Source organism: Adhaeribacter pallidiroseus (assembly GCF_003340495.1).
Lineage (GTDB): Bacteria > Bacteroidota > Bacteroidia > Cytophagales > Hymenobacteraceae > Adhaeribacter > Adhaeribacter pallidiroseus.
Genome location: NZ_QASA01000001.1, coordinates 3,402,128 through 3,424,361, shown reverse-complemented (window position 1 = coordinate 3,424,361; position 22,234 = coordinate 3,402,128). Strand labels below are relative to the sequence as shown.

Below are 22,234 nucleotides of genomic sequence, written 5' to 3'. Positions count from 1 at the left end.
ATTACCCCCACCAGCCCGGCTCGCCCAAGCCGAAGAACTTTTTTCCTGGTTGCGTGCCAAAAACCCGATCATGGAGTTCGAAATTGAAAAACCAGTACCTGTTCTGGAATTAATGCATTAATCCAGCGATTTTGCTGTTTGCATTACCAATTAAACCCAGGAAAGAAGGCAGCAGGTTTGTTGTCGTAAAAGCCGTAGCCCGAACGCGTTCCTGGAACTTCTCAGACGAGTATGCTCTCCCGGAAAAGAATAGCGCTTAAAAAAAGCTTGTTAAGTAAATGCAGCTATTTCGCATACAGTAAAGGGTGAAAGATAAAGCAAGGGTTACCTCAGCACTTAGAAGGGCAGTATATCTTCTGGAGATACCTTGTATAAACATGGTTTACGTTACCACCGGCGCCACTTAGAATTTTTAAATTTATACCTTGCTTTATTCTACAAAGCAGCATCGTAAACGTAACCTTGCTCGTGCCAGTAATCGCGGGGCGGCGTTTCGGAAAAGAAAATAGTGCCAATGCGTTTTAAGCTTTTTACTCCGTATTTAGTAGGAATAATGAGCCGAAGCGGGGCGCCGTGTTTTAAGGGCAAAGCCTCGCCGTTTATTTCGTAACAAAGTAAGGTTTGCGGATGAAGCACACTGGGCATATCTAAACCCACGTAGTACTGGCGATCCGGCGTTTCCAGACCCACATAAGCATACCAATCGGCGGGCTGGTTGAGCGCCAGGAGCTTGCCCGATAAGGTGCCTAACTGATAAAATTTTAAAAAATCTGCGAAAGTTACGCCACCATAATGCACAATTTGATTCCAACCTTCAATGCACTTAAAATCAACTACTAGTTCGGTTTTAGGTAGTTGTTTTATCGCGCTGAGCGTAATAAATTTCGTCAGAGCTTTATGCGGGGTGTTAACCTGCAGTTGCCAGGTTTCTGGGTCAAAATCTTGCGCCGCTAAACCTACCTTGCCGTTTACACGGGGAGCACGCCCGGCAGCAGCCACCGGATAAGTTGGCGCCAAATGCTTTTCGCTAAATAGTAAAGTGTTTACTTGCTCGTTAAACCCCAGCACTTTTCGGATTGGGGTAGACAGCCGGTTCTTGTTTTTAGGTAAATTTTTAAAAATCTGCCACAGACCAGCGCTCCCCACGCCAGCCAGCGTAAATACTGTAAATGCCAAAAAAGTGCGCCGCCTTATTGTTTGATCACTTACCTCTTCTGTTGGTAGCGGTTCTTTATCTTCCATTGGATTTGCGGTTGGGTTTATTAATCTTATTTGGCAGTCTGTTTTATTTCGAAGCCGGTTATCATGGCTTGAAATTTATTCCAACCCGCCCGAATTACCTGGATAAGATGAATGATAAAAAACAAAACATAGCCCATGGTTAAAGCAAAGTGCAGCCAACGAGCAGAGGCATACCCACCCAATAGCGAACAAAGCCAACGTAACTGAATTGGTTTATAAATTGCCCAGCCGGTTAGTACCGAGCCTATGCCCATTAGTATCACTGCGGTATAAGCAATTTGCTGCGCCCCGTTAAATTTACGCTTGGGTGGATGTATTTTTGAAATTCCCAGATCATATAACGTTACTTGCCAGGCTTCGCGAAAAGAATGCTTGTTTGGTAGTAAGTAACGCCACTCCCCGGAAAAAATAGTGTAGAGTACGTACAAGAAGCCATTCAGCAGAAAAAGCCACATACCCACAAAATGCAACGACATGCCTTCGGCTAACCGGAACGGAATTTTTAATGCTTTGTAAAAAGAATCGGGAAAGAAATGGAGCAACGTTTGATCTGCCCAGCCTATCCGGTAAACATCATGGGCCCAGTAAATCAACAATCCACTCCAAATCATAATAGCTAAAAGGGGAAAGTTTAGCCAATGAAACCAACGGATTGCTACCGGATGCTTTTCAATTATCTGTTTCATAAATAGGCTCGGCTGTAGGGAACATTCTTAAATACCAGATTCCTTTAGAATTTTTTAAATTTTGTCATTAGCCCGCTAGGGCACCTCCTTTATACAGTCCGAAGAACTAAATTGTTAAGAATGAGGCTTCAGAAATGGTAAAATTAGAATTTAGTTACACCAACTCCTGGCTAAGCAATAAAAAAAACGAATAAGTAGATTCTAAATAAAGTTAAGCTGATAAATACTATAAAACCGTTACGAGTAGCCTGCTGTGTTAACTAGTAGCAACTATTTGGTAAAAGAAAAACCTACCCCACGTACTAGAAAATAGTAATCGGGTAGGTTTTCAATTTTATTGGGTTAACTATTCACTGAATTAAACCAGAGCAGTATAAATAAGCATCTGGTTTTAAAACAAGCTTCCGCTAATTTTTAATAAAATTTAAATTTTGGAAGTAATTAGTGCCTTTGATTTGAATAATGTACTTACCAGTTGCCAAATGGCTAATGTCTAATGGCACCCGATTGCTGCCTTTTCCGGAAGTTTGTTTTACTATTTTACCAGTTATGTTTATGATGGTAACAGTAAATTCCTGTGCAGGTAGTTCGGCTAAATCCAGGTTAGTAACTGCCGTTGCCGGATTCGGATATAGTTTAGCGGTAGGTACAATTAAATTCCGGATACCGCGTTGCACGGCAATAATATGGCTGTAAGCAAATTTACTATTGGTATCTACTTGTTTTAAGCGGTAATAAGTTACGTTGCCCGGCGCTTGTTTATCCAAGAAGGTGTATTGCACTAGCTGGTTACTGTTACCGTGGCCCTTTACTTCCCCAATTGCTTCGAAAATTTTGCCATCCTGGCTTCTTTCTATTATAAAGTAAGCATTGCTTTTCTCGGAGGCAGTACTCCAGTTTAATTGGTTTCCATTAGGTTGCGCAGTAGCGGCAAAAGTAACTAAGGTAACAGGTAGTAATACCACATTGCCCGCAGATCGGAAGACATATTCATTGGTAGTACTATTTGTTTGTAAGAAACTTCGCCGGCCGCCTGCGGAAGGATCAAATAAATCTACTAAACCATCTTGGTTTCTATCGTAATAGTAAGTGGCACCCGGAGGTGTTACATAGGTTAAAAATTGCGGATACTGGCTCGTGTTATTTAATTCTAACCAGTTGGGTATGTTGTTGCGGTTGTCGTCGGTGGTAGTGTAGTAGGCAATATTGTTATTGTTACTTTCAAAATTAAGCGCTCGTAGTTTTAAATCATCAATAACAGTACCGTCCAGGTTGTCGTCATAAGCCTCAATGTAATCCGCAGAAAGATCATTATCACTATCCAGGTCCAGATAGTCTGGTTTATCCTGATTATCGGTATTTATCGGGATAATGGTAACTCCGTTGGAACCGCAACCACAGGTTAAATCGTAACGATCATCTAAACCATCTCTATCGGCATCTGTTAAAGATTTATTTATAAAATTACTGGTGGCTTGTGCCTCAATGGCGTCTAAAATGCCATCGTTATCGGAATCTATGTCTTCATAATCGCGACGGCCATCTTTATCCGAATCTAAAGCCGGCAGGATAGATTGATTGTTGGTACCGGATCTTAATATAGCCAGCGGAATTCCAAATTCATTGACAGGTCCTCCGATTGTACCGGTTTGGGGGTTGTAATTAATATTCGTGGGTATCACCCCGCCGTAGGCTTCTATTACATTGGTAATGCCATCGCCATCAATATCCACATCGAAGCCGCGGATTAGGCCGTCTAAATCTAAATCAAACCCATCATGAATTCCGTCGCCATTCTGATCCCGGAATGCCCCATAAATCGGATGATTAAAGTCGCGGTCGAGGTAATTATAAATACCATCATTGTCGGCATCGCCCGTAGGATTCGTGGCTCCGGGTTCTGTTATAACGCCGTCGTTGTTGTCATCTAAGTCTACATCATCGGCAATCCCGTCGTTGTCCCAGTCGTCGGAAATAACGTAGGTGATTTCGTTCAGGGAAATTCCACCACCAGCGTCAACCGTTTCAATTATTAATTTGTATACACCAGGTTGCAGGTCGTATTGGTTCGTTACTTCCAGTTCACCATTCGGCTCTAAACGAATACCGGTAGGCAAGGAGGTAGAAACATTATTTCGGGTTCCACCCACAAAAGTAGCTGATTGAATAGAACCATCCGGGTCGTTGGCTACAGCAATGTGTTGGCCCGTGGTAAAGTAAAAGTAATGCCTACCGGATAGTAACACTTGGTAAGTAGTTGGCCGGTCGGAGACATTTAGTACAATAACGGTACTGTTATTTCCGCTGCTGGTAGTGCCACCATTCGGGTCAAATTCATTTTCAGCTAATTTATATCCCACATTGTTTAGGCTGCCACTCGCTGTGGGTTCTACCAAGAGGGTTAAATTTTTAGATTGATTAACCGGCAAATTTCCAATTAACCATCGGCCGGTAGCGGGATCAATGGTGGTACCCGGGGCGGGTACACCGCTGCCGGTTACTAGCCTTAAGCCAGGAGACACCACCGAGCCGATTACAACGCCAGTAGCTGCATCCGGGCCGTTGTTAGTGGCCGTAATCGTAACCAGGTATTGACCGCCGATGTAATAAGGTCCGGTAGCAATGCTGCTGCTCAAAGCTACATCGGCAGTGGCATTACCAGTGGTTTGTGCCGTTTGGCTGTTATTAATGTTGTTTTTATCGTATTGTGCCGCAGTGGCCTTAGCCGTAGTAGAATAAGTAGCCGCTGCCTGAGGTTTAACGGTTAAGGTCAAAGTTTGGGTATTAGCAATTCCTGGTAATAAATCCGTTCCCAAGGTCCATGTACCGGTTGTGCGGTCGTAGGTACCCGCGGAAGTGGTAGCGCTCACAAAATTGAGTCCCTGCGGTAGAATATCTTCGATAATTACGTTAGTAGCCACCTCGGTTTCTTTGTTTTGCACCGTAACCGTAAAAGTAACATTGTCGCCGTTTTGGAAAGTAGGGGTAGATACGGTATTCGTAACTGCTAAATCAACCACCGGTACCACGTTTAAAAAGGCCCGGGCCGTATTATTTTCCGGAATATTATCATATGGGTAAGTAGATTTATCCGTAATGGAGCCACCTAAAAACAAGCGGCCGGATCGATTGGGGATACCTCTAACCGTTAATTTCTTCGATTCACCGGGCAATAAAGTACCCACAATCCAAACACCAGTAGCGTTATTGTAAGAAGTACCGGCTTCGGCTACCGGTTGAGCCGTGAATGTGATGGTACCCGTTCGGGTATCGCTTCCTTCCAAGTTAGTTATTATATCCGGGCCATTGTTCGTAACCACAAATTCAAAAAATGCTTCGGTTATGCCTCGATAAAAATTGCCGTCCGGGTTAGCTCCGGACACCGTAATATTAGTAGAAATATCTGCCCGTTTTTTTACGGTAATCGGGGTGGTACTGGCGTTGTCGCTGGCATCACCATCAAATTGATCTGGTGTGGCGGCGGTTCTTTCGGCTGTAAACGAGTAGGTTTTATCGCCGCTTACGTTATCATCCCGGTTAGGAGTGCCAATTAAAGTTAATTCCGTATAAGCTCCATTTGCCAAACTAGGTATTGTCCATATTTTGGTATTAACATCGTAAGACCCTATTTTAGGAGATCCCGAAACGAGGGTCATACCGGCTGGCATAGGCGCATAGATTTTTACGTTGGTAGCCGCATCCGGCCCTTCGTTGGTCGTGCGCACTGTATAAGTTACGGGGTTGCCCGTGTAATAGGTAGTCGCGTTGGAAGAAGTACTTACGTTAATATCCGCGGTGATAACTCCAGTACCAGCCTGAATACTATTGGAAGCTTTATTATTACCGTTTACATTATCGTATTCCGTGTGGATTTGAGTGGCCGTAGTAGTAATAACGGCGCTTTGCTTAATAGTACCTGTTAAAGAAAGAGTAGCCGATGCACCATTCGCTAATGTTCCTACAGTCCATTGGCCCGATGCTGCATTATAGCTTGTTCCGGCTGCAGGATTAAAAGTAATATTGTCAAAAGAAGCCGCTGGTAATTGATCTTCCACGAGAACGTTTGTGGCCGTGCTGGGACCATTGTTGGTAACGGTTACCAAATAAGTAACTACATCGCCATTGGCATAAGTAGCCTTAGGGGATTGAATACTGTTTGTAACCTGTACATCAGCGGTAGGTGCTACGGTTATCGTTTGCGAGGCACTATTGTTGGTATTATCACTATCACCCTCACTATGATTTTGAGTAGCCGTAAAGGTAAAGGTACCCGTTGCAGTAGGTGTGGCAGTTATCGTTAAAGTTTGCGTAGCATTCGTTAAAATAGTACCTACATTCCATACTAGGTTAGAATTAACCGTAGAGGCAGTACCAATGGTAGTACTGTAATTGGTAAAATTTACTCCTGCTGGAATTGGCCCGGTAACTACTGCATTAGTCGCACTATTGGGGCCTTTATTAGTGGCTTTGATGGTGTAGGTTATTGTTCCGTTCTGATTAGTAACAGTATTTGAAACCACATTAGTAACTTCTACGTCGGCCGCGGAATTAACGGTTATCGTATTGGAGGAGGTGTTGTTACTGGCGTTTTCGTCTAGTTCATAGGCGGTTCTACTACCCAAAGTGGCAGTAGTGGTGTAAGATCCTGCCAACGATGCTTTAACCGGCAGCGTAATGGTTTTTGTTTCACCTACCGCCAAAGTGCCCACTGTCCAGTTACCGGAGGTAGCATCATAGCCTGCAGGAGTTGTTACTAGCGTAATACCGGTAGGTAGTTTATCGGTAACAACTACTCCGGTAGCTGCATTCGGACCTAAGTTTTTAGCGGTTACCGTATAGGAAAATAAATCGCCGTTATTGTAAACGGTTTGTGGTACCGTATTTTTAACTTCTATATCAGCCGAGGGCACTACCGTAATGGTAACCGGAGCACTATTATTAGTTGTATTATTATCTGCTTCGGTGTGGGTTTGGGTAGCAGTAGTGGTAACGGGCCCCGTTGCTAGGGGTTTAGCCGTGATGTTTAAGGTACGCGAAGCGCCTACAGCTAAAGAACCTACGGCCCATACGCCAGTGGAACTAGTATAAGCAGCATCGGAAGAGGTTATCTCTCCAAATTTTGCTGGATCTAGTCTATCGGTAACGGTAACATTGGTAGCTGGTAAAGGACCATTATTCGTAACAGTAACAGTGTAGGTTAAAGCTTTGCCAATGGTATAAGCACCTGTTGAAACGGTTTGTGTTACTCCCACATCCGCGCTGCAATCGTAAGTAAACGTACCAGATTGATCCAGGGAATTTATATAGCCGTAAGTCCAGGTATTAATCGTTTTTAAATCGCCGGCGTTATAGTTAGTGGCCGTAGTAGTAGTGCTGCCCCAGTTATGCACGCCCGTCGTATTCGTTGAAGCCGGTGCAATACCAAATAATTGCGCCTGCGGAGCCGGAAAAAAGTAGTAGATAGATTGCTGTCGTCCCAGAATAATAAACTGTTGTAAGCGGTAGCACTGGCTACCGGCCGCACGTCTTCCACCCGGAAACCATTGTTTACTTCCGCATCCCACACCGGAAAATGAATAGGTGCAGCCCCGTTCCGGAAAGTATAAGTTATAGCTGTATTGTTGGCCACCGGCTGGTTTAAACCATTCAGCCCGTTCCACTCTACCGTGCGGCTGCCGCTGAGCCCGGTTTGTTCAATTAACACGTCGGTGGTACCAGGTTGATATCCCGCTTGGCCATTTAAGTTAATAAGCGCGATAAAAGTACTTCGGTGACTGGAGTTAACGGTGAAAGTAGATTTACCTGCTCCGTTGCTTGTATTACACGTTGAGTTAATAGCCACACTAAAAGTAGGAGTAGCGGCACTGAGCCAGATAGCAGGGTCTGGGTTATTTACAAAACTAAAAAATTCCGGAAAGTCGGATTGTGAAGTCTGGCTTTTTCGTTTGTCTTCGTTGGTGGTACCTAAAGTAGTACCAGTACTATTGGTTACAAACCGGAAGTAATTTTGCGGAGCAATACCGGCTAGTTCAATTTTTTTTACAAAATATTTACCGGCCTCATCCAAGCTGGGAATAAGCGGAAACATGTTGAAAGTTTTAGAAAAAACGTTGGTAGTGCCGCCTGCTGAGAAAGACCACAATTTACTGCGCATCCGGCCGGGTTTTTCCACTCCACTGGCATCCGTTACCGTGAAATCCCATAAATCGTACACCGAAAAACGCTGTTCATCCGACAAATTGGCTTCTCCTACCTGGGTAAATTCCACGTAATAATCGTAATCAGTGGCAGTGTTATTAGTAATAGATAAAGGAGTATAGCCAGTGGTGATACTTCCGCGGTTAGGGCCAACTAATGCTTGGGCCGTGTTTACTATTACGCCATTTTGGGGAGTGTTGAGGAGCATGCCCCGGGTAGAAGCCGTGTTGTTGGTTAGAGTGGTGGCTACACTGTAAGAAGCATCATCAATACCGCCCGTAGTAGTCCGGTGCATGGTAATAGTTAAAGCAGCCTGATTGCCTGTTCCTTGGTCGTGGGTAGTGCGGTGAACCCCATAGTATAAAATTTCGCCCGCTTTTACTCGGATATAAAGGCGATGATCCTTGGAGTAAGTAACTCCATTCCGACTAAACCCGGATGGTTTTAAAAAACTCAGTGAAGAAGGAGCTACCCCGGTATTAGCAGGTAAATTAGCATCGTGCGATAAGTAACCAGCTTTATCATTAGTCGGATCTGTTAAAACACTCCCGGACTGGCCCGGAGTAAGTTGTTTAGAGCCCTCACCAAAAGATAGTTGCGTAAAAGTTAAAAGTAAAACAAACAATAAGTGTAGAGAGCGTAGCGATTTTTTCATAAAAGGTCCGGAATTGAAACTTGGAAATAATCAATTTTAGATTGATAATTTCTGAATGTAATTTTAATAAAAATATGGGAAAAATTTAAAATTAGGGCTAAGTTCAGCTAATTTATATTAAATGGTTTATATCTGTTTATTGAAAATATTATAACTTTAATTCTAAATTATTAATACATAAACCTTGCTAGTTAAGTATATTATACTGTTAATTATTAATATTTTTATATATAAATAATCTATATATATTATTTTATTTAATGACAAATACCTTTATTGACTCCAGGGTGATTTCTGGGAGAGGTTAACGCATTGCTAGTAATGCTAGTACTAGAATGGTTAATGGTTCAGGGATAAATGAAGCACACCAGAGTCGTATCATTAACACATCTTCATTCAACGACATGTAATTTATATTTTTTTAGCTAATCTTCCGTAATTAAATTTTTGCAGACAGAATTTACTTTTAAATCTACCAGTAAACCTGCGGTATAGCCTTTTCTTCTTATTCACTATTTAATTAATGGAGCATCCATGACATACCTTACCAATAGGTGTTTGGCCAATGCCCTTGTAATTAATTGTATTATTGCACATTAAAAATGTAGCTTCGGTGTTCTATTTTTAGTCTATTACTTACTACCCAATCCTGTAATGGAAACCTTTTGAATAGAATTTGATTTATCTTTTACCAAAATATAGCAGTGCTACTTAACCTATTACCGTTACATTTTGCAGAATTTTAAATTTATTTTAATCGGGTTGCTTTTAGGTTGCCAAAGTTGCCTTATACAGAAACTGGATACTACTCCTTACCAACAAACAGCGTATTACCAGCAAACCAAAACTAGCATTACAGCTTTTGAGCCCGCGCCAGCCACCCGCACCGATACTTTGCGGATAGGGTGGGCGAAAGTAAATATTACTCCTGCTCAGCCGGAGCCAATGGCGGGTTATGGGAAGCGAAAAGGTAAAAAATACGAACAAGTACATGATTCTATTTGGGTGCGGGCTTTCGTGTTTCGGTCGGGCAGTCAAAAAGCCGCCTGGGTAACCGCCGATTTGTTGATTATGCCGATGAGTGTTACGGCCCGTTTACAGGAAATACTAGCTGACAAAGGTTATAATTTAAAAAACTTATTTCTTACGGCTACGCATTCTCATTATAGTATTGGTGGCTGGGGCCAAAAACCAGCGGGCAGAATAATGGCGGGTAAATACAGTGCTAAAATAGTAGATAAAATAGCACAATCTATTTTGCAAGCTATTGTAAAAGCGGAGCAATCGGCGGTACCTGCAGCAATGGGATACCAGGAAATAGCCGCCCCGGCCTTGGTGTACAACCGGCTGGTTGGCAGCAAAGGCTATATAGATAGTTTTATCCGGGTAATTCAATTTCGTAAGAAAACTGGGGAAAAGGCGCTTATTTGTACTTATTCGGCACACCCTACTTCAGTAGCAGCCAACGACCTGCGTTTAACGGCAGAATATCCCGGCGCCTTGGTGCAATTACTCGAGCAACGGTTACAACTAAGTATGGCCGCATTTGGCGCCGGAGCAATAGGAAGCCACGGCCCTCAAGCTCCCGGCGAGGAATACACCAAAGTAAATAATTTGGCCATAGGCTTAGCTGATAAAATAGAGGCTGAGTTACAAGATGTATCGCTTACCTACGAAACAGGTCTGCAAAGTGCTTACTTCCCCATCAGCTTCGGTAAACCACAGTGGCGTTTAAAAACAAACCGCCGTTTTCGGCCTTGGCTATTTTATGCTGTGTTTGGTAAATACCCCGCCGGATTATCTATGTTGCAAGCAGGCCCGGTGCAGTTTATGGGTACACCCTGTGATTTTTCCGGAGAATTACTGCCGGAAATTACCGTACCGAATAGCAAGCGTAAAATAGTGGTTACTAGTTTTAACGGCAGCTACATAGGATATGTAACGCCCGCAAAATATTATAATTTAAAAAAATACGAAACCCACGATATGAACTTTTTCGGCCCTTATACCGGAACCTACCTAACCGAAATGATTAATCTAATTATTCAAAAATCTAATTAACCCAGCATGTAGCCCAATGAATCTTTTGATTTTTTAAATTTTTATATTTCTGATGCCTCATTTTATTGGGGTAAGGTCGTTGATTTAGTAGATTGAGGAGTTACTAAACTTTACGTTTTAAGCTTGTTTTAAAGGTAATCAGGCTTATGAGTTAATGAAAAATTTAAAAATGATAGTACAAATAAAAGCAAAAGGCTTCTCTCCGGTAGAGAAGCCTTTTGCTTTTATTTTTTAGGTCAGATTAATTATAAATCTTAACCATAAACACATAGTCCTGTAGTTTTTTAATTTGCTGCGTGCGGGCCAAACCAGCTAAACTATTGCGGCGCGACAAATAAATAGGCGCGGCTAAAGTGTCTTGGTCCATATCCTGAATCAATGATTTCAGGTAAGCCGATTTAATGGCAAAAGCTGTTCCTTCTTGCTCCATTTGTTTTCCGCTGATAATACCAATCAAATTTCCTTGACTGTCGATGAGCGGCCCGCCGCTGTTTCCCGGGTTAACCGGGATAGAAATCTGGTAAGCCGTGCTGTCTCCTTCAAAGCCGGTGCGGGAACTTAAAGAACCTTCGCCGTATACCATATCTTCGCGTGGAAAACCTAAGGTATAAACTTTTTCGCCTAAATCAGCAGCACTAGATTTAAACGCATAGGGCAAATGACCAAAAGAAGTAAAGTTAGAATCAGCTATTTTTAAAATAGCTAAGTCATGTAATTTATCTTTATACACTTCTTTTACTTTGTAGCGCAAACCTTTGTTGTTTTCAATGTACACCGAGTCGGCATCTTTGATAACGTGGTAGCTGGTAACAAAATAGCCGGCGGCACTCAATACAAAACCAGTTCCAATAAAAGAAGCCGGGCGCAAAGCAGCCTTCGGATTACGAACAGCTGGTTTACCCGAAATATCCTGGATCAGGGCTCGTTGGCTGCGTTTAATCTGATCTACTTCGCGGCGCAATTCCGAATAACGGGCATTTTGTTGTTTTTTAACGGAGCGCCAAGCATCTATACTAAGCAGACTGCCAAAAACCGTAATAACTGCTACGGAGGCAGCTACCGCCATGGTAGCAAAATGTTCATTCCAGAAAATTCGCCAAGATGGTTGAACCGGCTCTGGTGCCTGAATGCTTTCTGAAAAAGACTCTATTTCGGTGGTGTGAATGGTTTGCAGCTTTTCTTTTAAAGCCATCCGGTTTTTGTACACGTGCATGGCCCCAAACAATTCTTGGTAATCGCGAAAGCGGTCGGCAAAAACAGGATCGTTTTGCCGGTAAAGGTCAAAGGCATCTCGCTCTGATCGGGAAAGTTCTCCGGCCAAATACTGTTCAATTAAAACAAAAGTTTCTCTTTCTGTCATGGTACTAATCAGCGTTCCGGTAAAGGGCACCGCCAATATTTTAAAAATTATTAAAGGGTGTGTCTTTGTTTATTCCTGCATTTTATACAAACTAAAAAACAATTTTTTTAGTCGCATTAAGCATTTATACTTTTGATTTTTAGTGTTGTCCGCATTCGTGTAACCAAATTTTTCGGTTATCAGTTGCATCGATAAATCCTGAAAATAATAATCTTCCAGTAAGGTGCGGCACGGTTCTCCTAATTGGTTTAAAGCTTGGGCCATGGTCGAAAATTTCTGATCGTTCTCATCTATTACCGTCGCATCGCTTAATAAATTTAAAAAAGCATCCGAATCGTTAACGGAGGTACTCGTGTATTTATTTTTTTCAGTTAACTTCTTAAGCCATAATCGCCTGCAAACAGAGTATATATAGGTTTTAATTTGGCAGTTTAATTCCAGACTTCCGGCTTTAATCTTTTCGTAGAAAACAATAATGCTTTCCTGGTAAATATCTTTTGCTTCGTCTTCGGTGCCGCTATTCGTTAAGATAAAGTTCAGAATCATGGGGAAATGAATTTTGTATAAGTAAGCGAGTGCCTCCTCATCGTCGTTTACTATCCCGTGAATAATGGCTTCATCTGAAAAATAAAGTGCTTTATGCATTAAATTCTTTGTTTAATACTTCTGGGGCTGCAAATGTAACCCAGAAAAAATATTTATTTTAATTGGGTTACCTTTTCTGTTTGGCGGTATGAAGAGGAAATTAACCCGAAACTCATTTAAATTACAACAACAATGAAAAACCTATCAAAATTCGCCTTCGTAGCTTTAACAGCTCTTGCCGTATCATTCTCTTCTTGTAAATCAGAAACTAAAACAGAAGGTGAAGGTACTACTACCGAAACCACTGAAAGCACAGATGCTATGTCTACTGACAGCGCTGCCACTGATGCCATGACAACTGATTCAGCAGCTACTACCACTACTGATTCTGCTGCTGCACAGTAATCTTTACTTGTAAAGATAGAATTATTCAGGAAAATAATATTTTCTAATACACTATACTTAGTTAACCCGTATTGTTTCCGCTTGGTAACAATACGGGTTTTTTATGAGCTTATTATATGCTCAGCCATCTTTTATGAGGCAATAGTTCTAAACGTTCTGGTAGTTTAAATTTACAGGATCGGTATTGTGCGAGTTATAAAAGATACGTACATTTGCGCTCTATAAAATAAACCTGCGCACGTGGTGAAACTGGTAGACACGCCATCTTGAGGGGGTGGTGCCTTACGGGTGTGGGAGTTCGAATCTCCCCGCGCGCACAAACAAAAAAGCCGCTGAAATTTTCAGCGGCTTTTTTGTTTAAAAACCGGGTATTTTCTCGAAAGGATTACCAGGCTGTACTAAAATTACCTTTTCCCGTTCCACTACCACTTCGCCGGGCGCGGCTCCTTTGCGTTTACGGACAAATTTCTTAGGCGTGTATAAAACCGGGCAGAGCGAATCGGTTTTGCGCTTAGAATAATAAGCCGCTAATTGTGCCGCTTTTTGAATGACCGGTTCCGGAAAAGTTTTTCCGGCTTGGTACTTTATAACCACATGCGAGCCACTCACATCTTTGGCGTGTAACCACAAATCTTCTTTAAAGGTAAATTGCTGGGTAAGCACATTGTTGTTTTTAGCACTTTTGCCAACTAATATTTGAAAACCACTGGTTTTAAACACCCGAAAAGGCTTTTCCGTTGGCGATTCCTTAACTGTTAGGTCTTCTTCGTGATTTTTTAAAAAACTTTAAGGGTTTTGTTATCCTGAATAGTGGATAATTCCTGTAACAAGATTTCAGCTTCTAGATATTCTTCTTCTTTTTGTTTTAAGCGCTCTTGCAGTTGATGAACTTCAATTTGCTGGTTTTTACTTTTCTTATATAATCGCTCGGCAAATCTTTGCGGTGTTTCGGTGGCTTTTAATTTAAATAAACGCTCCTTGTCCTGATAAAAGTCATATAATAATACTTCTTCGGCGCGTTCGGGAATGTTCGTTAAGTTGGCCATTATTACGTCGGCTGTTTGGGCGTAGGAGGCTTCGGTTTGGAGAGCTTTTAAACGTTTTTGAATTTGGCGAATAACTAGTTCCGCATGTTGTTGCTGACGCTGCAAATTTTGGGAAGCTTGCTTGTAGTTCCGCTCAAAGCCAGCCTCGGCTAAGTATGCCGGTACAAACTCTTTTAACGCCATTACAGGCGAATCAAACTGGTTTTTAATGTCACCCAAAGGCAACAACGACAAACGGGTTTGATTATTTAGTTTAACAAGATAATAAGCCGAAGGATTCTCTAAGCTTATTTTTACTTCCTGAATTAATTCCCATTTCTGTTCGGAAGTGGCCGCATCGTACCCCTTGTTTTTTAGATATAACCCGGGTAAATCGCCGAAAGTAGGATAAACTTTCTCAGGGGCAGGCCGATTTTTTAAAAAATCGGCTTTGTCCGGCATTAGTTGCCGGTGCAGGTGGGTAAGATGTAACTCGATATCCTTCGGAAATTTTTTGTGAAATAACGCTTTTGCTTGTTCTTGTTCGAAGTAAATAATGTTAGACCGATTCCCGAATAGTTTAAAAAGCAACGCCTTGTGGTTACTCAAAGCCAGGTAAAAGCTTCGCTCATTTTGGTGCTGCACAATCTCCAGTACTTCTTCCTCAATAATTTCCGGAAATAAATTAATTGAATTATTTTTTGCGCGAGTAAAATAACTCGGAAAATAAAGCGACGAAAAATTAGCTGTAAGAATAGCTTTGATTGTAAAAGTATCTGCTAGATGGTTGGGGCCGAAAGAAATGATTAACTCATCTTTTTCCTGGCTGAAGCACGCATTAATTCGAGTGCCCACCAGCTCTGTTGGTAAGGCTACCGTTAACTGACGCAGAAAGTAATAGTTGTTATGCACGGTGCAAATTACGAAATAGTTTTCGCAAACGTTTCCAGACAATATGGCTAATTGCTCCGTGTTGCTTTTTTTGGGTCGGAAATAGAAAAATTTAAAAAATGGTAAATAAACTGAAAACGGGTGCAATCCGGAGCACTTAAAACTTTGTTTAAATAAGTCGCTCCTTCGTTCTATTACTAATATTCACCTGGTTTCTTGGTCCGGCTTCTCCTAATTTACAAATAAGCAGTAATTCCTGCCTTTAGCTAATTCCTACTTTTAAACCATCGTACGCCAGCCGGATAAAGTCGGGTAATTCGGCTTCCACTTCGTGGTGCAAACCCAGTAAGTGGCTGATGTGCGTTAAATAAGCTTTTTTGGGTTTAAACTCCATTAATAAATCAATGGCCTCTTCTAAGGAAAAATGCGAAATGTGTGGTTCGCGGCGTAGCGCATTCAATACAATAATTTCAGAGCCCTGAATTATTTTTTTGGATTCTTCCGAAATAAAGTTAGCATCGGTGATGTAAGACAAATTACCTACCCGGAACCCCAGAATGGGTAGTTTATGATGGTAAATCCGGATTGGTTGAAAAGAAATTCCTTCTGCTACAAAACCAGCTTCTGAAATCGGGTAAAGTTCTACACGCGGCACCCCGGGATAAGTGGCATTTGTAAAAATGTAAGCAAACTCTTTTTTAATTTGCGCTAAAACCCGGGGTTCGCCGTATAGCGGCATATCCCGGTGCTGCAGAAAGTTATAGGCCCGGATATCGTCGAGGCCAGAGGTGTGATCTTTATGCTCGTGGGTATAAATCAGTGCATCCAGCTTTTTAATGCGTTCCCGCAGCACTTGTTGCCTAAAATCCGGGCCTGAATCAATAATAATACTTTTGCCCCCAATTTGCAGGTGAGCCGAAGTACGTAAACGTTTATCGCGGTAATCTACCGATTGGCAGACTTCGCAATCACAACCAATAACAGGCACACCTTGGGAGGTGCCCGTACCTAAAAAAGTTAACATTAATGGGAGCGCTCTTTCCGACAAATCTCTTGGTATAATGGCCGCGTTTTTTCACTTAAACAAGATTCATCCAAAGCTATGTTTTTTAAAATATCGTACAAACAGTTGATTTTTCCTTCAACCGGATAATATTTATTAACAATAGCCACTTTTGAATCTTTAATCAAGCAAAATCCCGATTTAAAGTTTCCTTTTTCGTAGCGCAACACGTAATTGGCTTCCGTAAAGATTTCTTCGAGTTTGCTTAAAAAATGACGGGTATATTTTAGCTCCATTCGGTAATGTTATACTACGTATTGTTTTACGGTTTGCACCAGCATGTCAAAATCCAGCGGTTTTGGCAAGTAAGCATTGATGCCGGCTTCTTTAAATTGCTCCATGGTATAATTATTAGCGTTACCGGTAACCGCAATAATCGGAATATTGGCAATGTCTTTATTGTCGCTGCTCCGGATTTCTTTGGTACATTCCATGCCGTTTTTCTTAGGAATGTTTAAGTCCATGAGAATCGCATCAATTTTTTGATTTTGTACTTGGTTGATAACCTCGCTGCCATTTTTGGCGGTTAAAATTTTATAATTCTGCAACTCTAGAATTTTCTTAGTCAGATTAAGAATTACAGAACTATCTTCCGCAATAAGTATTGTTTTGTTGTCTTCCATGTGAGTTTAGATAAATTTTTCTCGATAAATTTGTTTGTAATAAGTAAAGTGATCTTCTAATAATTCAAAATCCTGGTCTACGTTACTTACATTTTTTTGCTTGATATCGTGTTCCATTTTTTTAACAACTTCGGCCAGCGGATTTAAGCCTAGCGTAAATCCGGTTCCTTTCATTTGGTGCAAGGTACTTAAAATATTATCGTATTGTTGGGATTGAACTTCTTTTTTGGCTTCCTCGATTAAAGGACCGGCTTCATCTTCAAAATCTACAAAGAGTTGCAAAGCAAAATCTTTTCCGCCTAACTCAATTAATTGCTGCACTACTTCATCATCGATAAATGCTACCTCTTCTGTTTCAAGTTCATCCGTTATTACCTCTGCATCTTCTATAATAGCTGCTGGCGTTTTAAAAGGCCGCCATTTTTTTATCATATTCTGTAAATCCGTAGATTTAATCGGCTTTGATACATAGTCATCCATTCCCTGCGACATGAATTTCTCAGCGTCATCTTTCATGGAATAAGCCGTCATGGCAATAATAGGCGGGCATTTATCACCTAATTGTTCTTTAATGCGTTTAGTAGCTTCAATGCCGTCCATCTCGGGCATTTGAATATCCATAAAAATAACTTCATACGGATTAGCGGTAGCCTGAGAAATAGCTTCGAAACCGTTGGACGCCAGTTCGGTGCGGCATCCTAACTTGGCGAGTAGTTTTTGGGCTACCTTTTGATTGATACCGTTATCATCCACTAATAATATGTAAGGCTCATCCGTAAAAGCCTCGCTCTCGATAGGTTTTCCTTTGTCTTTATTTCGATTATTTAAAATTTCTTCCTGATTAAGCGCTTCTTGGCAACGAATGGTAAACCAAAAAGTGCTGCCTTCTCCATAAATCGACTCCACGCCAATATCACCACCTAATAATTCGCTTAGTTGTTTAGAAATAGCTAATCCTAGACCAGTACCACCAAAGGTTTTGGTAGAAGTATTATCGAGTTGCGTAAAGTTGGTGAAGAGTAGCTGTTTGTCGGCATTAGTGATACCTATACCGCTATCTTTTATTCGGAACATAATGGTATAGAATTCCCCATCCGAGGAGATGCTGTTTACCTGAATGGTTACTTTACCGGCATTGGTAAACTTGATAGCGTTAGAAGTTAAATTAGATAATATCTGTAGCAACCGTGTTTCATCCGTAACAATAAATCGCGGGGTATGGGGGGTTATATTATAAGTAAAATCCAGATCCTTGAGGTTGGCCCGATTAGCAAACAAAGAATATATTTTCTCTAAAGCATAATGCAGATCAATGCCCATTTCATTAATCTGTAATAATTTTCCAGCCTGTATTTTCGATAAATCCAAAATGTCATTTAAGATAGCCAGTAAGGCATCCGATGATTTCCGGAGAGTATCAATGTATTCCGTTTGCTCCTCGGTAGTTTCGGTACTGTGCAGCAAATCAATCATACCAATTATACCGTTCATCGGTGTTCTTAATTCATGGCTCATGTTCGCCAGGAACAAGGTTTTGGCATACGCAGAGTCTTCGGCCACTTCCTTTGCCCGGATTAATTCGGTTTGGGTTTGCTTCAATTCGGTCATGTCTCGGCCAACTCCTTCTATACCTAAATAATGACCCTCCTTATCTATAAGTATATGCGCATTTAACAGAAATGGAATAATGGTGCCGGATTTACTTACCAGGTTAGTTTCAAAGTTGCGGATAGTGCCTTCTTTCTTTAAAATGTACACTAAATTCATTAACTCTTCGGGGTAAGCATAAAAACTGGTGGCCGGTATGCCAATTACCTCGTGTACCTGGTATCCCAGCATTTCTGTTACCGACGGACTCATTAGTACTACTTTGTTTTCTTCGTCGGTGCGGTAGTATAAATCCTGGAAAGACTCGAAAATGCTCCGGAATTTTTCTTCTTCTTTAGCCAGCGCCATTTGCGAGAGCTTTTTCTCGGTAATATCCAGCGCAATACCGGATATTTCTTCAAAAGAGCCATCTTCCAAGTAAATTGGGTTTAAGTAAACTTCCCGCCAGATGGTAGATCCATCTAACTGGGTTAAATCTATTTCAAAATGTTGCGGGAAACCTTGTAAAGCATTTTCGTAATATTCATTCCATTCTTTTACTGTTTCGGAGGTTAAGCCTTGATTTTTAATTTCGCGCAAGCAAAGATCAAATTGCGGCATAAATCCGTGTTGTTTCAGAAAGGCAGAAGCATAGTTTTGATTAAACGATGTCAGGCAAGAATTTTTATCTATCGACCAGATATGGTGCGACCCACTTTCGAAAATAGCTTTTAAGCGGGCATTCTGGTTGTTAATCTGTACTTCGTTGCGTTTTCTTTCAATTGCTAAGGCTACCTGATTCGAAATAAAGTGCAGGATTTCGATATCCGAGTTAACGTAAATATCTTGTTTTTTATAATCCTGCACGGCAATAACGCCAATAATGCGGTCGCCCACCGATAAAGGAGAGCACAGCATTACTTCCGGCATTTTACCAACCAATTGCAGTAAGCCTTTTTGTTCCAGTTCTATAATATCTTCGCGGAGCAGATAAGCCGGCTTACCGGTTTTAATAATGTACTCCGCCATGCCATTGGAGAAAGGCCGTTCGCTTACATTTTCGTCCTCGGATTTGTACTGATCTACGTAATACGCAAACTGGAGCTTAGTTCTTTCGTCGTCGCAAAGCGCAATAAAAATATTGTTGGTTTCGATTATTTTGCTCAGTTCCCGGTGAATGGCACCATAAAGCGATTGTAAATCTTTGCTGCTAATCGCCAGATTAGCAATGCTGTAATATACTTTTTGTAAGCGTTCGGCTTTAATCCGGTCGGTAATATCGTGCAGAATGGCCCTGGATAAAACCGGTTTGCCGTTTTGCCAGGTACAGCTAATACTACCGATTAAGTGAACGGGCTTATTTGTTTTTGTTAAAAAAACGGTTTCTATTTTATTTACGTGCTCACCTTTATACAAATTACGGAGCTGGTAAATAAGCTTGGCTTTGTAATAAGGGTGTACAATATCGTTCAGGGTTAGTCTTTCAATGTCAAAATCGTCGTAACCTAACTTCTCTTTCCAAGCTTTATTAACAAATATAAACTTGTTATCAATCGAAATATTTTGAATTAAATCGTGGGCATTATCAAAATATCCTGTAAGCGGCTTTTATTGTCTTTAAGCGCTTCCATGGCTATTTTCTTGTCGGTTACATCGCGGCCCAGGTGCGTAACGCCTATCACGCGGCCGTCGGGGTCAAAATCAAACATACGCTGCCAACGCAAGGTTTTCACCATCCCGGATTTAGTTTCAATATCCCGTTCGTTGTAGCTGGTTATGATTTTGGAGCGAATCATTTCGAAGAAGTTCTGCCGCCGTTCTTCGCGTTCCGGTTCGGGTACAAAAGCGTCAAAAAAGTTGAGCCCGATAACTTCTTCCCGGTTATAATTGGTGTATTCTAAAAAATAATTGTTTACATAGGTAATGGTGCCTTCTACATCTAAGCTGATATAGGCCATTTCTATTCTACCCAGAAAATCGCGGAAGTGCTTCACCGATTCGTGCCATATTACTTCGCGGTCGGGCGAAGCAACAGCCTGCTTCGTGGCGGTTACATTCCGAATAATAATCTGCCGGTACGATTGATTATTTAAAAAAGTAACCAGAACTGTAATCTCCAGGTCCATTTCCGAACCATCCGGTTGCAGTATTTTCCAATCGATTTTTTCGGTTTGCCCGGGTACTAATTCTTTTTCTATAATGGCGTAGGCTTTCGTCTGGCGGGTTTGATGCTCGCCTGAGAAAACTCCGGTATATTGCGTAGGTAAAAATTTCCACAGCGGGGCATTAATCAATTCCTTTTTAGCACTGTTAAACAAGGCCGCCGCTGCTTGGTTACACGCTACAATAAGTTTGTTTTTTAGTAATAAAACAGCATCCTGAATGTTTTCAAAAAGAGCAACATATTTTTCTTCCGCGTCGCTAATTTTTAATTCTTTATCTGCTTTTTCGGGGCTAGGGGCCGCCGCAATGCTTTTATCAAGTTGATACGTCTGCTTTTCTGAGTTTGGTGCGGCTAAATTTAACCGTAAGATTTTAAATTCTTGCCCCTCTAAAAACAACGAAGAAACTTGGTAAGTATAGCTACTGGCAGGTGCCGTGTTTATTTTAACCCGTAAGAAGCCATTTACTGGCAGAAAAGCAGGCAAGGTATTCCAAACATCCGTTAAGGCAGGGGTACTATCCGTAATAAGTTTAAGAACATTGGTAGACTCCCGGAAGTTTTTATCCGGAGCTGATAGGAAGCTGGCATTCTCGTTTTGCGCCAGAATGGTTCCGTTAGGAAGGCAAATGAAAAGAATCGATTTTGGGGCAGTTACCGCAGCCGCTATGGTTAAAACTTGTTCGGCCAGGGCAACAATATCGTTTAACTGGGTAATTTGATTTTCTTTGGTCGGCATGTGCAACAAACAATAAGCCTGTAAATTATTCGGAACGTAGTTAGCGCTACTAAGGTGCTACGAAATAAATAATAATTTATAAAAATTAATTTAACTTTCTAAGCTGTAGCATTAATATTAGTGATATGCGTGCATATATCTTAGAAATCAATTGCACTTAGTTAAGATGAATGAAAAATATTTTTTTTGCCGTAACTACGGACCTGAATTATGACCAGCGCATGCAACGTATTTGTACCACGTTGGCGCAGGCCGGGTATGCTGTTTTACTGGTGGGTCGCACGTGGCCCGAATCGCAGCCGCTTTTACCGCGCAGCTACCTGCAACACCGGCTATCCTGCTTTTTTAATAAAGGTAAGTTGTTTTATCTGGAATATACAATCCGTATTTTCTGGTATTTATTATTCCGAACTTTTGATGCGTACGTAGCCGTAGACCTGGACACCGCCTTGCCGGTATTTTTTAAAGCCAAGCTAAGCCGAAAACCTTTTGTTTACGACGCACATGAGTATTTTCCGGAAGTAGTAGAAGTGGTAAACCGTCCTAAAATTAAAAAAATATGGTTAACCATCGAGCAGTTTATACTGGCGCGTACGCGTTTTGCTTACACCGTAAATCATGCTTTGGCGCAATTGTTTTACACGAAATACCAGGTACCTTTTGCGGTAATTCAGAATTTTACTGTTTTAGATCCAGATTTAAAAATACTGGCTCCAGCCTCCAGGGAGTATCTTTTGTATCAAGGAGCTATAAATGAAGGCCGCGGATTAGAAGCCTTGCTGCAGGCCATGGTTTTTGTGAACCGGAAATTGATACTCTGCGGAAAAGGCGACGTGTATGCGGCATTAAAACAAAAAACGAAAGAGCTGCACCTAACCGATAAAGTAATTTTTACAGGTTATGTTCGACCCGAAGAATTAAAAAAATTACACAAGAAGCTTTTTTAGGTATAA

The 22,234-nt window shown here is 41.4% G+C and carries 16 protein-coding genes and 1 tRNA gene; 4 read left to right on the top strand and 13 right to left on the bottom strand.

Translation table 11 applies throughout. From position 1 onward, the window contains the following. Positions 1 to 435: 435 nt before the first annotated feature. The 4 genes from AHMF7616_RS13615 to AHMF7616_RS27150 all read right to left on the bottom strand — a co-directional run bounded on the left by AHMF7616_RS13615 (position 436) and on the right by AHMF7616_RS27150 (position 8,781). Entirely contained in the window at positions 436 to 1,242 is an 807-nt protein-coding gene (locus tag AHMF7616_RS13615) for a molybdopterin-dependent oxidoreductase (RefSeq protein ID WP_115373385.1), read from the bottom strand. A 26-nt stretch (positions 1,243 to 1,268) separates the two neighbouring features. Then, positions 1,269 to 1,928, bottom strand: coding sequence for a cytochrome b/b6 domain-containing protein (locus AHMF7616_RS13610; RefSeq protein ID WP_115373384.1), 660 nt, complete (start codon positions 1,926 to 1,928; stop codon positions 1,269 to 1,271). A gap of 407 nt (positions 1,929 to 2,335) precedes the next feature. Beyond that, the gene (locus tag AHMF7616_RS13605; protein WP_233507770.1) at positions 2,336 to 7,180 is read right to left on the bottom strand and encodes a T9SS type A sorting domain-containing protein; all 4,845 of its coding nucleotides are present in this window, start codon (positions 7,178 to 7,180) and stop codon (positions 2,336 to 2,338) included. An 80-nt stretch (positions 7,181 to 7,260) separates the two neighbouring features. Next, positions 7,261 to 8,781 (bottom strand): hypothetical protein, encoded by a 1,521-nt coding sequence (locus tag AHMF7616_RS27150; protein WP_233507542.1) that lies wholly within the window; start codon positions 8,779 to 8,781, stop codon positions 7,261 to 7,263. Positions 8,782 to 9,513: 732 nt separating this feature from the next. Between AHMF7616_RS27150 and AHMF7616_RS13600 the strand changes: the two genes are divergently transcribed. Next, positions 9,514 to 10,842 carry a neutral/alkaline non-lysosomal ceramidase N-terminal domain-containing protein gene (locus tag AHMF7616_RS13600; protein WP_158546166.1) on the top strand — a complete coding sequence of 443 codons (1,329 nt, stop codon included), beginning with the start codon at positions 9,514 to 9,516 and terminating at the stop codon, positions 10,840 to 10,842. Positions 10,843 to 11,083: 241 nt separating this feature from the next. Here AHMF7616_RS13600 and AHMF7616_RS13595 read toward each other — a convergent pair whose 3' ends face one another. Next, positions 11,084 to 12,202 (bottom strand): S1C family serine protease, encoded by a 1,119-nt coding sequence (locus AHMF7616_RS13595; protein ID WP_115375610.1) that lies wholly within the window; start codon positions 12,200 to 12,202, stop codon positions 11,084 to 11,086. Positions 12,203 to 12,271: 69 nt separating this feature from the next. Next, entirely contained in the window at positions 12,272 to 12,847 is a 576-nt protein-coding gene (locus AHMF7616_RS13590) for an RNA polymerase sigma factor (protein WP_115373381.1), read from the bottom strand. A gap of 132 nt (positions 12,848 to 12,979) precedes the next feature. Between AHMF7616_RS13590 and AHMF7616_RS13585 the strand changes: the two genes are divergently transcribed. Together AHMF7616_RS13585 and AHMF7616_RS13580 are read left to right on the top strand one after the other, a co-directional pair. Continuing rightward, positions 12,980 to 13,192, top strand: a complete 213-nt coding sequence (locus AHMF7616_RS13585) for a hypothetical protein (RefSeq protein WP_115373380.1) — start codon at positions 12,980 to 12,982, stop codon at positions 13,190 to 13,192. A 234-nt stretch (positions 13,193 to 13,426) separates the two neighbouring features. Then, positions 13,427 to 13,509: transfer RNA gene (locus AHMF7616_RS13580), tRNA-Leu, on the top strand. Positions 13,510 to 13,549: 40 nt separating this feature from the next. Here AHMF7616_RS13580 and AHMF7616_RS27145 read toward each other — a convergent pair. The 7 genes from AHMF7616_RS27145 to AHMF7616_RS13550 form a co-directional block, all read right to left on the bottom strand. Beyond that, the gene (locus AHMF7616_RS27145) at positions 13,550 to 13,912 is read right to left on the bottom strand and encodes an NFACT RNA binding domain-containing protein (RefSeq protein ID WP_233507540.1); all 363 of its coding nucleotides are present in this window, start codon (positions 13,910 to 13,912) and stop codon (positions 13,550 to 13,552) included. A 56-nt stretch (positions 13,913 to 13,968) separates the two neighbouring features. Then, positions 13,969 to 15,129, bottom strand: coding sequence for an NFACT family protein (locus tag AHMF7616_RS13575; RefSeq protein WP_233507538.1), 1,161 nt, complete (start codon positions 15,127 to 15,129; stop codon positions 13,969 to 13,971). A gap of 241 nt (positions 15,130 to 15,370) precedes the next feature. Next, entirely contained in the window at positions 15,371 to 16,132 is a 762-nt protein-coding gene (locus tag AHMF7616_RS13570) for an MBL fold metallo-hydrolase (protein WP_115373379.1), read from the bottom strand. Continuing rightward, positions 16,132 to 16,407 (bottom strand): hypothetical protein, encoded by a 276-nt coding sequence (locus AHMF7616_RS13565; protein WP_115373378.1) that lies wholly within the window; start codon positions 16,405 to 16,407, stop codon positions 16,132 to 16,134. The genes AHMF7616_RS13570 and AHMF7616_RS13565 overlap by 1 nt, the downstream gene beginning before the upstream one ends. A gap of 9 nt (positions 16,408 to 16,416) precedes the next feature. Next, a complete protein-coding gene (locus AHMF7616_RS13560; protein WP_115373377.1) occupies positions 16,417 to 16,794 on the bottom strand; it encodes a response regulator in 378 nt (125 codons plus the stop codon). A gap of 6 nt (positions 16,795 to 16,800) precedes the next feature. Continuing rightward, positions 16,801 to 19,920: a PAS domain S-box protein gene (locus AHMF7616_RS13555; protein WP_233507769.1), complete on the bottom strand. Its 3,120-nt coding sequence runs from the start codon at positions 19,918 to 19,920 to the stop codon at positions 16,801 to 16,803. A 29-nt stretch (positions 19,921 to 19,949) separates the two neighbouring features. Continuing rightward, on the bottom strand, positions 19,950 to 21,281 hold the full coding sequence (locus tag AHMF7616_RS13550; protein ID WP_115373375.1) for a PAS domain-containing protein: 1,332 nt from the start codon (positions 21,279 to 21,281) through the stop codon (positions 19,950 to 19,952). Positions 21,282 to 21,451: 170 nt separating this feature from the next. On the opposite strand from AHMF7616_RS13550, the gene AHMF7616_RS13545 reads away from it, so the two are divergent. After that, positions 21,452 to 22,228, top strand: coding sequence for a glycosyltransferase (locus AHMF7616_RS13545; protein WP_115373374.1), 777 nt, complete (start codon positions 21,452 to 21,454; stop codon positions 22,226 to 22,228). The last annotated feature ends 6 nt before the right edge of the window (positions 22,229 to 22,234 follow it).

What these genes read in the sequence shown, in the direction of transcription:
- AHMF7616_RS27150 (WP_233507542.1), bottom strand. Translation starts at nt 8,781, where the DNA reads ATGAAAAAATCGCTACGCTCTCTACACTTATTGTTTGTTTTACTTTTA.
- AHMF7616_RS13570 (WP_115373379.1), bottom strand. Translation starts at nt 16,132, where the DNA reads ATGTTAACTTTTTTAGGTACGGGCACCTCCCAAGGTGTGCCTGTTATT.
- AHMF7616_RS13565 (WP_115373378.1), bottom strand. Translation starts at nt 16,407, where the DNA reads ATGGAGCTAAAATATACCCGTCATTTTTTAAGCAAACTCGAAGAAATC.
- AHMF7616_RS13610 (WP_115373384.1), bottom strand. Translation starts at nt 1,928, where the DNA reads ATGAAACAGATAATTGAAAAGCATCCGGTAGCAATCCGTTGGTTTCAT.
- AHMF7616_RS13545 (WP_115373374.1), top strand. Translation starts at nt 21,452, where the DNA reads ATGAAAAATATTTTTTTTGCCGTAACTACGGACCTGAATTATGACCAG.
- AHMF7616_RS13585 (WP_115373380.1), top strand. Translation starts at nt 12,980, where the DNA reads ATGAAAAACCTATCAAAATTCGCCTTCGTAGCTTTAACAGCTCTTGCC.
- AHMF7616_RS13590 (WP_115373381.1), bottom strand. Translation starts at nt 12,847, where the DNA reads ATGCATAAAGCACTTTATTTTTCAGATGAAGCCATTATTCACGGGATA.
- AHMF7616_RS13560 (WP_115373377.1), bottom strand. Translation starts at nt 16,794, where the DNA reads ATGGAAGACAACAAAACAATACTTATTGCGGAAGATAGTTCTGTAATT.
- AHMF7616_RS13595 (WP_115375610.1), bottom strand. Translation starts at nt 12,202, where the DNA reads ATGACAGAAAGAGAAACTTTTGTTTTAATTGAACAGTATTTGGCCGGA.
- AHMF7616_RS13550 (WP_115373375.1), bottom strand. Translation starts at nt 21,281, where the DNA reads ATGCCGACCAAAGAAAATCAAATTACCCAGTTAAACGATATTGTTGCC.
- AHMF7616_RS13615 (WP_115373385.1), bottom strand. Translation starts at nt 1,242, where the DNA reads ATGGAAGATAAAGAACCGCTACCAACAGAAGAGGTAAGTGATCAAACA.